The organism is Luteibacter yeojuensis (assembly GCF_011742875.1).
Taxonomy (GTDB): Bacteria; Pseudomonadota; Gammaproteobacteria; order Xanthomonadales; family Rhodanobacteraceae; genus Luteibacter; species Luteibacter yeojuensis.
Window position 1 is genome coordinate 832,737 of sequence record NZ_JAAQTL010000001.1, and the last position, 14,431, is coordinate 847,167.

At 65.3% G+C, this 14,431-nt stretch carries 13 protein-coding genes; 3 read left to right on the plus strand and 10 right to left on the minus strand.

All coding sequences use genetic code 11. The annotated features are described in order from the left end of the window. Positions 1-32 precede the first annotated feature (32 nt). Together HBF32_RS03705 and HBF32_RS03710 are read right to left on the minus strand one after the other, a co-directional pair. Positions 33-1,148, minus strand: a complete 1,116-nt coding sequence (locus HBF32_RS03705) for a polysaccharide biosynthesis/export family protein (protein ID WP_205287689.1) — start codon at positions 1,146-1,148, stop codon at positions 33-35. Between the two features lie 132 nt (positions 1,149-1,280). Then, complete coding sequence (locus HBF32_RS03710) at positions 1,281-1,568, minus strand: hypothetical protein (protein ID WP_166698276.1); 288 nt, start codon at positions 1,566-1,568, stop codon at positions 1,281-1,283. Positions 1,569-1,988: 420 nt separating this feature from the next. On the opposite strand from HBF32_RS03710, the gene HBF32_RS03715 reads away from it, so the two are divergent. Genes HBF32_RS03715 through HBF32_RS03725 form a run of 3 tightly spaced genes read left to right on the plus strand, consistent with a single transcriptional unit; the run spans position 1,989 to position 5,597 of the window. After that, entirely contained in the window at positions 1,989-3,398 is a 1,410-nt protein-coding gene (locus HBF32_RS03715; RefSeq protein WP_166698277.1) for an undecaprenyl-phosphate glucose phosphotransferase, read from the plus strand. A 41-nt stretch (positions 3,399-3,439) separates the two neighbouring features. Beyond that, on the plus strand, positions 3,440-4,417 hold the full coding sequence (gene galE / locus HBF32_RS03720) for a UDP-glucose 4-epimerase GalE (protein ID WP_166698278.1): 978 nt from the start codon (positions 3,440-3,442) through the stop codon (positions 4,415-4,417). A gap of 1 nt (position 4,418) precedes the next feature. After that, a complete protein-coding gene (locus HBF32_RS03725) occupies positions 4,419-5,597 on the plus strand; it encodes an acyltransferase family protein (RefSeq protein WP_166698279.1) in 1,179 nt (392 codons plus the stop codon). 73 nt (positions 5,598-5,670) lie between these two features. Here the strand turns inward: HBF32_RS03725 and HBF32_RS03730 are convergent, their stop codons facing one another. The 8 genes from HBF32_RS03730 to wcaK are packed head-to-tail and all read right to left on the minus strand — an operon-like array spanning position 5,671 to position 14,429. Then, the gene (locus tag HBF32_RS03730; RefSeq protein WP_166698280.1) at positions 5,671-7,122 is read right to left on the minus strand and encodes a right-handed parallel beta-helix repeat-containing protein; all 1,452 of its coding nucleotides are present in this window, start codon (positions 7,120-7,122) and stop codon (positions 5,671-5,673) included. Positions 7,123-7,141: 19 nt separating this feature from the next. Then, positions 7,142-7,963 carry a glycosyltransferase family 2 protein gene (locus HBF32_RS03735; RefSeq protein ID WP_166698281.1) on the minus strand — a complete coding sequence of 274 codons (822 nt, stop codon included), beginning with the start codon at positions 7,961-7,963 and terminating at the stop codon, positions 7,142-7,144. Further along, positions 7,960-8,445, minus strand: coding sequence for a serine O-acetyltransferase (locus HBF32_RS03740; protein WP_166698282.1), 486 nt, complete (start codon positions 8,443-8,445; stop codon positions 7,960-7,962). The genes HBF32_RS03735 and HBF32_RS03740 overlap by 4 nt, the downstream gene beginning before the upstream one ends. Then, positions 8,438-9,640: an O-antigen ligase family protein gene (locus HBF32_RS03745; RefSeq protein WP_166698283.1), complete on the minus strand. Its 1,203-nt coding sequence runs from the start codon at positions 9,638-9,640 to the stop codon at positions 8,438-8,440. The genes HBF32_RS03740 and HBF32_RS03745 overlap by 8 nt, the downstream gene beginning before the upstream one ends. Continuing rightward, positions 9,637-10,524, minus strand: coding sequence for a glycosyltransferase family 2 protein (locus HBF32_RS03750; protein ID WP_166698284.1), 888 nt, complete (start codon positions 10,522-10,524; stop codon positions 9,637-9,639). Before HBF32_RS03750 ends, HBF32_RS03745 begins: the two co-directional genes overlap by 4 nt. Continuing rightward, positions 10,524-11,948, minus strand: coding sequence for a lipopolysaccharide biosynthesis protein (locus tag HBF32_RS03755; protein ID WP_166698285.1), 1,425 nt, complete (start codon positions 11,946-11,948; stop codon positions 10,524-10,526). Before HBF32_RS03755 ends, HBF32_RS03750 begins: the two co-directional genes overlap by 1 nt. Positions 11,949-11,960: 12 nt before the next feature. Then, positions 11,961-13,193, minus strand: a complete 1,233-nt coding sequence (locus HBF32_RS03760; protein ID WP_166698286.1) for a glycosyltransferase — start codon at positions 13,191-13,193, stop codon at positions 11,961-11,963. Positions 13,194-13,196: 3 nt separating this feature from the next. Then, entirely contained in the window at positions 13,197-14,429 is a 1,233-nt protein-coding gene (wcaK, locus tag HBF32_RS03765; protein ID WP_166698287.1) for a colanic acid biosynthesis pyruvyl transferase WcaK, read from the minus strand. Positions 14,430-14,431 lie beyond the last annotated feature (2 nt).

Here is a 14,431-nt window from a genome sequence, read left to right on the forward strand (position 1 = left end):
ACAGTTTCGAAGAGTGGTTGGCGCGACGGCGCTCAGAGCTGGCTATCGCGATCCAGGTTGTATTGCGCGTTGGCCGCGTTGCTGATCAGGCCCGACAAGGGCAGCAGCTGGCTGATGAAACGATTCCAGCGGGTGATGCCGGCAGGCCCGACGAAGACGACATCGCCCGGCTTGACGGAAAACTGCCCGGCCACCGCGAATGCGGAGGGCGACGTGCCGTCGAGCTGGTAGATGGTGGCCGGCGCCTTCTCGAAATCCTCCACGCCGCGGATCACGTAGACCGACTTGCCGCGCGCGCTGGTCTGGTTGAGGCCTCCCGCGCGCCCGAGCGCCTGGGTCAGCGTGAGATCGCCGGTCTTGAAGGCGATGGCCTGGGGCCTGAGCACCTCGCCGATGACATAGGCTTCGTGGCGGTCGTTATAAGGCAGGTAGATGCTGTCGCCGCCCTTCAGGTAAATCTCCTGGCCGCCTTCCCGCGAACGCGAGAGCGCGTCGAGGTCGAGATGGTACTCATGGTTGTCGCGGCGCAGGACGACGTCGGAGAGATCCGCCAGCTGAGCGTTCACGCCGGCGCTGCCGATGGCCTGGCTCAGCGTCAGCGGTGTGATCGTGATGTCCTGCGGGTTCGTCTTCACGAAGGCGCCGCTCAGGGTCACCTTCTGGCTGGCGAAGTTCACCACACTGATATCTACCTGCGGCTTCTCGACATACTTCGTGAGTCGCTCGGTGATCGCCGTGCGCAGTTCCTCCACCGTGAGGCCAGAGGCCTGGAGCAGGCCGACATACGGATAGAAAAGGGTCCCGTCGGGGCGCACGAGGCGTCCGTTGGCCGCGGTCTGCTGCTGGGAGCCCGCCGGCGACGTGAGCTCGGGATGCTCCCATACGGTGATATACAGCGAGTCGCCCGGACCGATGCGGTAGGAGTCGGGCTTATACGCCGTGAGGGCGGGATCGATCATCGGAGCGCTCGCGCTGGCACGGTCCATCGCGATCAGCTTGGGCGTGATCGGGACCAGTTGGTAACGGCTGCCAGTCGCGCTTTCCTTGTCGTTCAACTCGCCGGTTTTCATGTGCTGGCCGGGTGCCAGGATGCATGCTTGCAGTAAAAGGCAGCACCCGGCCAGACCGAGAATCGGCAGGAACTTCATCGGGGGATAAATCCTTTGCGTGGCGCCGAGGGGAGGAGGCCATCGATGTACTTAAACCGATTGAACATTAACCGCGCTGGAACATAATCGATCAAAAGGACATCTAGACGTCCATACTCCCGATATCGCGTATCAGTGCGTCCCGCCGGTGCCACCGGTTCCGCCCGTGCCACCGGTGCCACCGGTACCGCCCGTGCCGCCGGTTCCGTCGTTGCCGGTACCGTTGGCATCGTTGGCCGTGGCTCCCGACGCGGCGGCCATCGCGGCCGTACCCGCGCCCATGCGGGCGGGCGATATCGCTCCCTTGGCGGCCTGGCGGGCCTGGTTCGGCGTAGCGACCTGGGGCTTGCGTGGCGTGTTCCGCGCGCCATCGTCGGCATTGGCCGGCCGCTGGCTCTGCGCCCACAACGGTGCAGCCACGGCAAGAAGAATGCAGGCAACAAATAGACGTCTCACATTGTTTCTCCGGGAGAGGGGGTGTTTGGCATCACGTTCATGAATGCGTTTTTCGTTCGCGCGATGCGTCACGCATTCACCGTCAACTATGTTCCCCGGTCAAGACAAACAGCTGAACGCACGCTGCGTGCGATTGTTTTTGTGACACCACTCCCAAATTTCCGGTCGGCGGATTGCGCGATGTTTTCCGTGCGGTGCAGCATGGGTCGTCGCGCTGGATAAGTACGACATTTCTCAGATCGGGTCCCTTGTGCTGGGGACGCGAATGCAAGCGTGTCGGACCGGATACTGCCTCGCGGCAGTGCATCCGGCCCTACAGTGGGGGCACGTACCTGGGTCGTCCGGCCGCGCCGGCGCCTCTCGCTCCGGCAGAAGGTACATGTCATGCAGTTGTCCAAATTCAACGCGTTACTCGATCTGGAGATCCGCGCGAGCGACCCGATCTGCGCGATCGTCGCCGGTTACCTGGCCTATTTCATTCGTTTCGACACGCTGCGGATGAGCAGCTTCTATGCCGTGGCACTTGTCATCCTGATGCTTGCCACGCTGGCGGCGTCGATGTTCTTCAAGGTGTACGAGAAGCCACTCGGGGAGCGCTCGTTCGAGCAATATTGCTGTATTGCAGCATCGTGGACGGTGGGCTTCGCGGCGTTGATCGCACTGGGCTACCTGCTTAAGGTCGGCGAGCTTTATTCGCGCGCGTGGGTCACGCTCACCTATTTCCTCGGCCTCGCGCTCATGGCGACCGTGCGGCAGGCGGCAGTGGCCATGTTGTGGTACCTGCGTCGCCGCGGTGTGGGCATGCGCCGCTGCCTGCTGATCGGCGCGACGGAGTCCGGCTTGCACATGGTGAAGCAGGCGAGGGCGAATCCAGGCCTGGGCATGGCGATCACCGCTTACGTTTCGACCAGCTACGACCACGGTATTCCCGACGGCGTACCGTCCGCCGGTTCGCTGCGGTGTATCGACGAGATTCTCGACCGCGGTACATGGGACGAAGTGCTCGTCGCGCTTCCGGTCAGCGCGCATCGCGCCATCGGTTACGCGCTGGACCGCATGGACGAGCGCGTGATGACGGTGAAGTTCGTGCCGGACATGCTCGGCCGGCAGCTCATCAACCAGCGCATGGAGGATTGCGGCGGCATACCCATGGTCACCCTTCGCGGCAGCCCGTTGCTGGGACACGCCTGGATACTGAAGACGATCGAAGATCGCGCGATTGCCGCCGGGATCCTCCTCATGATCAGCCCGCTGATGCTCGCGCTCGCGATCGGCGTGAAGCTTTCCAGCCCCGGTCCCGTGCTTTACCGGCAGCGCCGCGTAGGCCTCGACGGCAAGGAATTCGAGATGCTCAAGTTCCGCTCCATGCCTGTGGACATGGAGAAGAACAAGGCCGTGCAATGGGGCAACGCCCAGGCGAAGACGACCACACGCTTCGGTCGCTTCATCCGCCAGACCAGCCTCGACGAACTGCCGCAGTTCATCAACGTGCTGCGCGGCGACATGTCGATCGTCGGACCGCGGCCTGAGAGGCCTATGTTCGTCGAGAAGTTCAAGGGCGAGATCGCGGGCTACATGCACAAGCACCTGGTGAAGGCGGGCATCACCGGATGGGCGCAGATCAACGGATGGCGCGGCGATACCGATCTCGTGAAGCGCATCGAATACGACCTCTACTACATCAACCATTGGTCGCTCGCTTTCGATCTCCGCATCATCTTCCTCACGATCTTCAAGGGCTTCGTGCACAGCGAAGCGCCGCAGGCGGCACTCGCGAAGGAGCCCCGCCCATGAAAGAAACGAGCTGAAACGATCATTGACTGACGGGGTATCGATTGAAGTTTCTCATCTGTGGCGGTGCGGGCTACGTGGGCTCGCACATGGTGCGATACCTGGTCGAGAACCAGCATGAGGTAGTCGTTTACGACGACCTCTCCACCGGACATCGCGAAGCGGTAGGCGATGACGTTCCATTCGTCCATGGCGATGTGGGCGACGCAGTGACGCTGTGGCGGCTGTTTGCGACGCACAAGTTCGACGCGGTGATGCACTTCTGCGCGCGATCGCTGGTGGGGGAGTCCGTCGTGGATCCCTACCAGTACTACCGCAACAACGTGGCCAATACCCTGATGCTGCTGGCGGCCATGCGCGAAGCCGGCATCCAGCGGCTCGTGTTCTCGTCCACGGCGGCCGTGTTCGGCAATCCGCGCAGCGACACCATCGACGAGAGCCACCCCACCGATCCGATCAACCCGTACGGCCAGAGCAAGCTGATGATCGAGCGCGTGCTCGCGGATGCCTACCGGGCCTACGGACTGCGCTCGGTGGCCCTGCGGTATTTCAACGCCGCGGGTGCGGATCCTTCCGGGTCGATCGGGGAATCCCACCATCCGGAAACCCACCTCATCCCGAACCTCCTCCGGGCGGTGCTCGGCAATGGCCCGGGTCTCAAGGTATTCGGCGACGATTACGAGACACGCGACGGAACCTGCGTACGCGATTACGTTCACGTGAACGACCTGGCATCGGCACACCTGCTGGCCGTGGAGTTCCTCGAAGAAAACGAGGGCGCCTTCACCTTCAACCTGGGTAACGGCGAAGGCTTCAGCGTGCGTGAGGTCATCGCCGCGGCGCAGCGGGTTACCGGGCGTCCGGTGCCCCATGTGATCGCCGGGCGTCGGCCGGGCGATCCGCCCACGCTCGTGGCCTCCAGCCTGCAGGCACGCCAGAGACTCGGCTGGCAGCCCCGGATCGGCGTGCTCGACGACATCCTTGGCAGCGCCTGGCGCTGGCACCTGCAACCGCGCTACTGACGTGCAGGCCGCACCGAAAGTACAACTGGACTTCGTGGACGCCCTGCGCGGCATCGCGATCGTCGGGGTGCTGGTGAGCCACGCGCAGCGGAACGTGGAGATCTACCAGGCGATGGGGCGGGAAGCGCTGCTGTCGCCGTGGCTGAGCCGGTATGCCGCGCAGGGGGCTCGGGGGGTGCAGTTGTTCTTCGTGGTGAGCGCGTTGACGCTGTTCCTTTCCGCCGCCAAGCGCTCGAGCGAAACCGCCCCGTGGCTCAACTTCTACCTGCGCCGGTTCTTCCGCATCGCCCCGATGTTTTACCTGGCCTTCGCGGTGTACTGCCTCGCACCCGCGCTGTTCAAGGGCCACGAGTTTCCGCCACCCGGCACGGTACTGGCTACCTTGAGTTTCACCAACGGCTGGAATCCCGCCTGGCTGCTCGGTGCGAACGACGTCGTGCCGGGCGGCTGGTCGATCGGGGTGGAGATGTCGTTCTATATCGTTTTCCCCTTCGTCTTCCTCGCGTTGCGCGACTTCCCGCGCGCACTGGTCGCGCTTGCGTTGCTGCTCGCGGTGGATATCGCGGCCTGGGGCCCGTTGCTGCGACATTCGCCGATCCCGGACGTAGTGCTGTGGCAGCGCTTCGTCTTCGTCTGGCTGCCCAACCAGCTGCCCGTGTTCCTGTTCGGCATCTGCGTCTATATCGTCCTGTTCGGACAGGCCGGACGTCTCACGTCGTTCTTCCGCGATGGCGACCGCTTCCGCAATGGTTGCTGGTTCGCGCTTGCGGTGGCCGTCCTGCTGGTCGTTCCCCAATGGATCGACGATCTCCGCGCCGTGTTCCTTTACGGTGCCGCGTTCGCGCTCATGGCCCTGTGTCTTTATCGGCAGCCGTATCGCTGGCTGGTGAACGCACCGCTGCGATACATCGGCAAGATCAGTTTCAGCGGATACCTGACCCATTTCGCGATGCTGCAGGTGGCGCGGAAGGTGCTGGCGAAGCTGCATGCGGACACGCACCTGACACCGGATCTATATTTCCTGGCGACGGTGGCGGTGGCACTCGCGGGTACCGTGGTGGTGTCGAGCCTGACTTATCGGTTCGTGGAGGTTCCGGGGCAGGGGCTGGGCAAGCGGCTGATTCGCACTCTCGAAGCACGACGGGCCTCGGCTGCGGCCGTCCACACCGGTTCCCTGTAGGAGCCGCTATAGCGGCGAGAACAATCCTGCCGCGAGATTTCCTCGCCGCTATAGTGGCTCCTGCAGGGTTGAGTCAGGCCAGCCTGGCTATGCGTTCCATCGCATCGGCCGCGGGCTTGCCGTTGACGAAACAGGCCTTCACCAGTGCGTTCACCTGGGCCAGCGAAGGCCGGTGTGTCCGGAAGCTCTCCAGCATCGCCTTGTTCTCGGCGAAATGGTTCTCCCCCAGCCGCGTCTGCGTCGCCAGCTTCATGTCGATACCGGGAGGGGACGGGGCGACCACGATGTTATCGTGAATCGCAGTGCTGCTCGGCACGCCTTTCCAGCTCGTGGCCTTGAAGACGGTAACCTCGGCACCGGCGTCGGGCTTTGCGGGAATGATGATGATGTTGTTGTAGACCTGGCTGCCGTCCACCGGGCCCGAGATGCGCAGCGACGCGCTGCCGGTCTTGCGCAGGGCGTCGTTGATGCTGACGTTGTAACGCACGATGGTGCCGCTGTTGCCGATGCCTTTCGGATCCCTGCCGTCGTTGCAGACCAGCGCCATGCCGCCCACGTTGTCGTGGCTGTAGTTGTACTGGATGATCGTACCGCGGCAATGGAAGTCCGCGTCGTAAGCCTGCCCGTCGGCGTGTGCCTTGTGGTCGCTGACCTCGTTGTACTGGATCGTCGTGTTGTCGCAATCGAATGGCCATATGCCGGCCGCGGCCTCGCCGCGTGGCAGGTCGCCGCACCGGCTTACCGTATTGCGCTCGACGAGCGCGCCGTCGCAACCCTTGACCAGGATGCAGTCGCCGGGAACGCCGCTCAGGCGGTTGCCGCGAACGATCACGCCGGTCGCCAGGCCGCCGGCACGGTTTCCCGCCCGGAGAAAGAGGATGCCGTCGCGCTGGCAGCGCTCGATCGTGTTGTCCAGGATGAGGAGGCCCTCGTGGCGCGTGGGCCGCCCCTTTCCCTTCGCTTCGACAAGGATGGCGCTACCGCCACCGTCCCTCTTGATCGGCGAGCCGTTGACGTCGTGGATATGCAGCCCCCGCAGCTCGATGCCGTGGACCACGCCGACATCGTCATGGAGGAGGTGCACTGCCGTTCGTCGCGGCGCCGCGGCAGCGCCACGATTGGAGATCGACAGGTTGCGCAGCGTCCAGTACTCGACATTGCGCAGCAGCACCGTGGAAGCGGCGCTTCCGTCCGCATGCAGATGGGGAGGGGCCCCGTCGCCATAGGCGTCGACGACGATCGGCGCGCCGGCATGTCCGGAACCCTTGGGCGCGAACACGCCCGGGTAGTCGGCGCCGCGCCGGAAGAAGATGCGGTCGCCGGGGCCGAAACGGGCCTGGTTGAGCCTGCCGAGGCTGCGCCAGGCCTGCGTGGCGCTGCCGGCATCGCGCCCGTCGTCGCCGGAAGCGCCGTCCACGTAGTAGCTTCTGCCGGGAGTGCCGCCGGCCGCCAAGGCGTGCAAGGGCCGGATGGCCACCAGTGCCAGCGTGTACGCGCTTCGCTGGAGGAAGGTGCGGCGTTCCATGGCGTGCGTACCCGTCCGCTCAGCGCCGTTCGCTGAGCGAGTAGCGATACACGCCACCGTGCTTGCGCAGCATGTAGGCGAAGCCGGCGAGATGCTTGATGGTCAGTTTCGAGAACTTCCGGGTACGCCGCTTGTAGTCGTGGATCACCGAGATCCGCCGGCTGTAATAGTTGCGCAAGCCCATCTTTCGCGTGCGTACGCAGAACTCGGCATCCTCGGGACCGAAGAAGATGCGGTCGTCGTATCCCATCAGCAGGGCCGCCACGTCCTTGGTGAAGGTCTGGTTGGCACCCAGCACGTAATCGACTTCCAGCGGCTCGTTGCCCTCGTCGAAGCGCGTATCCAGCATCAGGTGGCGCTCCAGTTCCCGCCGCACGAACCCCAGCCGGCGGCTCAGCGGCACGCGTGCCGCGATCGGCTGGTAGAAGCGCGGGAAACGTCGCGTGGAGTCCTGGCGGCTACGATCGACGTTGAGCAGCTCGAAGCCCACGACGCCGGCATCGGGGTGCGACTGGAAGAAGTCGTCCACGATGCTGCCGGGGTCTTCCGTCAGGAAGATGGTGTCGTTGTCCAGGGTCATGCAGTACTTGCCGCGAGCCAGGAACAGGCCGCGGTTGCGTGCCGGACCCACGCCGAAATTACGCTCCAGCGGGAAGTAGCGGACCTGCGGGAGGGTGGCGACGAACTCCGCGCTGCCGTCGGTGGAACCGTTGTCGACGACGATCACCTCGTCGCGGTCGAAGTCCAGTTTGTCGATCAGCGAATGCAGGCAGCGCTGCAGGTTGGCGAGTTCGTTCCAGGTGATGATGACGATGGACAATCTCACGGGGGCCTCGCTCATGACGCTGCTCCAACAGGGGGCTGGGTTAGGGATGTGGAAGGCGTGATGACGGCATTGGCCTTCACCACGTAATGGTCCGGAATGACCACGGGACCGAAGATGCAGGCGCCGGTGCCGATGACGACGTTGTCGCCGATGACCGGCGTGCCATCGCCTGGCCAGCGGTTTCCGATGCAGACACGCGCGTAGAGCGTGCAGTTCGCGCCGATCGTCGTCTTGCCGTTCACGATGACGCCGAAGGCGTGGTAGATCACCAGCCCTGGACCGATGGTCGCCGTCGTGGGCAGGTAGCATTTGAAGACGAACTCGGCCACCTTCTCGAGCACCCGCAGCGGTGCATGAAGACGGCTGCCGCGTGCCGTCGCGATCGCCCGGTAACAGAGGATCGCCCAGAACGACTGATCGAGCATCCACCACAGCATGCCGCGGTAGCCGGGCAGGGATTTGTAGCGGCGCACGTCCGCACGGAAGTCGTCAAGCATGACTGTCCACCCGTTGGAGCGGCCCCGGCCGCGGTGGCTTCTTTCCCGACTCCATCCGCAGGCGGACGCGTCGCATGTCGTTGCGTGCGTAGAACATGCCCACGAAGAACCAGAAATAGGCCTCGTAGCCGCTGAACTCGATGAAGGCCAGCATCAGGTAGCAGAGCAGGAAGGCCTTGATGTTGCGTTGCTGGCCTTCCGCCGGGCGGAACAGGATGTGGACCACCATCGCCAGGAACAGCAGCAGCGACTGCACCCCGCCTTCGAGGAGGAACTGGAGGTAGATATCGTGGACGTTGTTCTCCACGAAGGTCAGGCCGGAGATCTGCTCCATCAACGGAACGCCGTTGCCCACGCCGTAACCGAACAGGTTCTGCTCCAGCGCCAGGGTGGCGCTGTTCCACAAGGCGAGACGGCCCACGTTCTTGTGCTCGAGCTGCGTCTCCGCCTGGAGGTTGAAGCGGTCCAATACGGGAATGTCCACGACCGACGACACCACCAGCCCACCGACGAGCACGACAATGGCGACGCCGACGAAGGTGTACAGGTAATACGAGCGGGTCTTGCGCGCACGATAAGCCGCGATGCCGATGGAAACCGCCGCGCCGACCAGCCCGGCGCGGGAGAGCATGGTGGCGCTGGTCAGGAAGGCGATACCCGCCGCGACAGGGTAGGCGCGGGTGCCAAGCAGGAGGATGGACAGCAGGGCGAGAAGGCTGGCTTCGATGTTGCGTCCGCCGGTCGACATGTACAGCACGCCGGAAGCACCCTCGCTGCGCGCATAGACGGCACCCAGCTGGCCGGCGTACACGATGTCGCGGAGGAGGATGAACACGATGCAGCAGCCGAGGACCCAGGTGAAGATCCTGCGCAGGTCGAGGTCCGGCAGCTTGCGGCCGAAGACCACGCCGAGGAAATACGACGCCGCGACGAATACGATCAGGGTGGACCGCATGCCGCCGCCGTACACCGCTCCCGCACCCAATGAGGTCATCGCCATCGTGGCGATGAATGCCGTGGCCGGATTGAGTTTCAGGTAACGCAGCGCGGGAAGGTAGAGCACCGGCATGAGCAGCAGAAGAATGTGGTAAACGTTCACGTGCGACTTGCTGGCCGCGCTGTGGGTCAGTGGGACCTGCACGAACAGCATCGCCATGAGGATGACGGCCGCGGCGCGTGTCTTGTTGATCTTCATCCGATCGCCACGCCGAAGAACTTGTGCAGCAGCAGCTTGATGGTCGATTTGTAGCCTCCCAGGGACACATTGCGCACGATCTCGCCCAGCGGCGGCCGCTCCCGGTTCATCACGTACTGGATGTTGCGGTGGTTGCGCCGCTGGTCGGCATTCATCAGGCGCTCGTGCTTGGCGATGAAGCGTTCGCTACCCTCGGCGCGCCTGCTCGAGTTGCGGATGCGGGCGCGCGAGCGGTCGTCGTCCACGAAGGAGAGCAGGGAGCGTGCGCGGACGGCGGGTCCGAAGCGGTCCGCCAGCCGGATCCACATGTCGTAGTCCTGCCACGACGGCATGGCCTCGTCGAACCCGCCCAGCTCGCGCATGCGCGAAAGCTCGGTGAGCACCTGGTTGCCGGCCAGGTTGGCGTACAGGAGTCCCTGGAGGTCCAGCGTATCCGTCTTCGCCAGTTCGGCGCCGTCGTGGTGCCGGTCGCGTAGCGCCGTCACCTGCGACACCGTCTGGAAATAGCGGAACCGGCTGCAAGCGAACGAGGGCGAGTGGTCCCGGTAGAGATTCACCAGGCACTCGATCCGTTGCGGGTGGAAGAAATCGTCGTCGTCCAGCCCTGTGACATAGGTGCCCGATGCATGCTCGATGCAACGGTTGCGCGCGCGGCAGGCGCCCTGTGGCGTCTCGTTGCGCAGGACGACGAACTTGCCGGGGTGGCAGCGGGCGTACCAGGCGAGCACTTCCGGCGTGTCGTCCGTCGAAGCCTCGTCGCAGACCAGGATCTCGATCCTCGGCCAGGTCTGTTCCAGCACCGAATCCACGGCGCGCCGCAGCAACGCCGAGCGGTTCCGCGTCGGCACGTATACGCTGACCAGGGGTGCGGCGGTGTCGTTCATCAGGCACCTATGGGTTGAGCGAACCGGTTGAGCCACATGTCGCGGGTGCGCCAGGTGACCCACATCAGCGGCGGCGTCACGAGCACGAAGCGAACCACGCTGGCCTTCCAGTCCTCGCCGGGATAGAGCGCGACGGCGAGCATGAGGAAGCCATAGGGTACGAAGCTTTCCACGGTCCACGAGCCGAAGAATTCGCGGGGCGTGATGTGGATGATCTTCGAAGAGAAGAAGAAGTAGGAGAGGACCGTTGCCAGCACCTGACTGACCGCCAGCGCGATCGCCATCACTTCCAGCGAGCGGGAGTACGCGCCGATCACCGTCACGAGCAGGGTGATGCCGCAGATCCGGAGGTTCCAGCCGAATTCGATGTCCGAGCGGCCAAGGCTCTGGCTGAGCGCGCCGATCAGGGAGCCCAACGGCCGCAGCATGCCGAACAGCAGCATCAGCGGTATCAGTTGCGACACCCCGGCGTAGCGCTGGCCGTACAGGAGCGTCACCGCGGCGGGCGCGAATACCGCCAGCATGATGAACACGGCCGCGGCGGCTACCGAGACCGCGCGCAGGCCCGTGAGGTAGAGGCCGCGCAAGGCCGCCGGATCGTCCTGCCGCGTCGCCAGCCGGGGCAGGGCGAGGCGTTGGACGACGGGCATGATGAGCTTGGTCGGTTGCAGCACCAGCTCCTTGGCGAGCGAATACACGCCCAGTGCCGCGAGGCCGAGGAACTTGCCCAGGATGATCTGATCGGCCTGGCTGCGCAGCTGGTTGATGACCTGCGAACCCAGCTGGAAGGCGCCGTAGCGCAGCGCCTGCCGCACGATGGCGCGGTCGAATCCACCCCCCGGATGCCAGTCGCCTTCGGCGACGGCGACAAAACACACCAGGCGCACGAAGCTGTTCACGATCATGGCGTAGACAGCCGCCTCGATCGACGCGCCGAAGGCGAGGACCAGCACCAGGAGTGTGGCCAGCCCGGACAGGCGGCCACTCACTTCGATGCGGGCCAGCCGAGGAAGCTGGAACGCCTTGATGAGGCTGGCCTGGTACTGCGCCGCGATCCCGAGCAACGCGAAGTTCACGGTCGAGAGCCGGAGCAGCTCGCCGAGTTCGCTCGAGCCATAGAACGAGGCGAGGGGCCAGGAGACGGCGAAGAGGACGATCGCTGAACAGAGTCCCAGGCCTGTGCTGATCATGAACAGCGAGGTGCGTTCGCGGCGCGTGATGTCCTGCCGGTGCACGAGGTAACTGCTGAGGCCCATGTCCTGCAGGAGGATGGCGATCGCATTGACCACGTTCACGATGGCGAGGGCGCCAAGCAGGTGCGCGTCCACGTGGCGGGCGAGCACCGCGATCTGCACCAGCTGGCTGGCGGCGCTGACCACCGTGGAGCCGGCGGTCCAGAGGGCATCGCGTCTGGCATTCGTCATGGCGCGAATCTCCTAGGCCAACCGGGCGGCGAGCTGGTCGTGCAACCGGCTCTGGTTGAAGTGGGTTTCCACGGTATGACGCGCATAGCGCGCGATCGCGGGAAGATCGTGGTCGCCCCGCTGGATGCCGGCGAGCGTGTCGGCCAGCGCGTCCACGTCGCGTTCGGGGACCAGCCAGCCCGAGCGCCCGTGTTCGATCAGTTCGGGAATGCCGCTGTGCACCGTCGAAAGGCAAGGCACGCCGCTGGCCATGGCTTCCATCAGGGATACCGGAATGCCTTCCTGGTCCCCGTCGACCGCCGTGACGCTCGGCAACGCGAAGACGTCGGCGCGTGCGAGCGCCGCCTGCACATAGGCCTTGTCGCGGCGTCCGCGGATGAAGATGCGCTCGCCCAGCGCCTTCGCCGTCACGAAACGCACGAGTTCGTCCTGTAGCGGGCCGTCCCCGATCACCTCGAGCTCCACCGGAATGCGGCGCCAGGAAAGTTGTGCCACGGCATCGCACAGGTACGCCACGCCCTTCTTCTCCACCAGCCGGGCCACGCAGAGGACCCGCAGGGGTCGGGTCTGCTCGGGCACCCGGTGCTCCGGCGGCGCGAAGCGGAAGCTGTCGATGTCCACGCCCATGCGATGCACGTGGATCTTTTCCGGCGCACAGCCAAGCGTCATCAGCTTGCGGCTCCAGAGCGAACTGATCGGCAGCATGTGCTCGCCGCTGGCGAACAACCGGCGGTAATCCTGGACATGCCGCTCGAGCACACTGTGCCGGGACAGGTCGTAACCATGGAACACCGTATACAGCGGCCCATCGAGGAGGCCCAGCGTGCGCAGGTGCGCCGCAAGCACGCCGGTAGGTCCGAAGTGGGCGATGATCGCGCGCGCCTTGAGCGGCTCGCGCAGGCGCCGGGCCGCGCCCGCGAGCACGAGGCTTTTCGCGGCGTGGCCGTAGCGGCGAACCGACAGCGCCCGGCGCACGCGCGCCCGGGGCAGGCCGGGCAGCACGTCGCGCAGGCGGCGCAGCGCCACCTGCCAGCCGGCCGCCGCGCTCGCGGCGTGCGGAAAGATGAAGGTGGCGCGGTCCATCAGGCCGCGCAGGGCCACGACGTCGCCGGGCGGTGGCGTCGCACCGCGGCTGACGGCGAGGATGCGCACGTCGAAGCCGCGATCGAGCAGACCCACGATCTGGTCGATGACGAAGGTCTCCGAATACCTGGGGAACTCGGGAAGGACGAAGAGGACCGACATGGCTCAGGGTCCTATGGCGAGCGTGGCGAGCAGGGACTCGCGCGCGAAGGTCTTCTCGCGCGCCACGGCGGCCGCGACCCGTGCGCGCAACCCGCTATCGGCGAGCAGGGCCAGTACCTTGTCGCGCAGCGTGCCGTCGAGCAGCGAGTGCACGGGCATCGCGAGGTCGTCCACGCCGAGCCGCTTCATGATGCCTTCGGACTTGTGCTCGTAGTTGAGCGCCACCGAGGGCGTACCGAAGTTCATCGAGATGATCGCGCTGTGCAGGCGCGTGCCGATAGTGAGGACGCACGCGCCGAGCCGCCGCCCCAGCTGCACGTCGTTGAGTTCGTCCATCTCCACCTCGAAGGACTCGGGTCGGCGCAGGCGCGAACGTACCTTGAGGGCGATCATGCGGTCGTCCTTGGGATAGCCGTCGATGGCCGTGCAGGTGGAGAAGGCGCGGACGTGGAAGCCCGCGTCGATCACGGCGTCCAGCAGTTCGGCGAAGGCGCCCTCGTACTGTGCCTGGGTCACGCCCAGGCGCTTGTCGAAGGGAGCCAGTTCGCGGAAGGTGACGGCGACCGTGGGCCGGGCGGTATCCACCTCCACGGGCACGCCGGGATGCACGAGCCATGCGGTATCCGATGTCCAGCGCAGCCTGTCCTGCGGAATGGCCGCGTCCCGCATGTGCCGCGCACTGACTTCCTCGCGCAATGCCAGCGCGTCCACCCGCGCCATCACGTCCTGCGACACCTTGCGGAAGAACGCGTGCTGGAACGGGCCTACGCTGTGGCCGATCATGTAGACGGGGCGCCCGGCGAGCAGCGCGCAACTGGCCTGGTCGTATTGAGTGGCACCGTAAAGGTCCACGAAGAACGATCCGCCCACCTGGATCACCACGTCGTATGCCGCCAGCGAGGCGATGTACTCGCGGTGCAGCCGGGGCAGGGGAACCCAGGCGGCCCACCATCGTCTTCGGAGGTGGCCGTGCAGCAACCGCGGCACCAGCCTGCGCAGGAGCGTGGAGCGCAGCGCGCCCAGGCGCTTCCTGCCGGCGTCCACGTAGTAGCGATTCAGCGTGTCGGGAAGCAGCGAGCGGCCCAGCAGGTATTCCGAACTCACGGGAAACCGGCTGGTGACGTCGATGCGGCTGCCGGGAATCGCGTCTTCCAGGCATTCGAGAAGGCCGCGCAGGATGGCGCAGTCGCCGCGGTTTCCGCACGTGTGGTTTCCGACGATCAGGATGCGCGTCATGG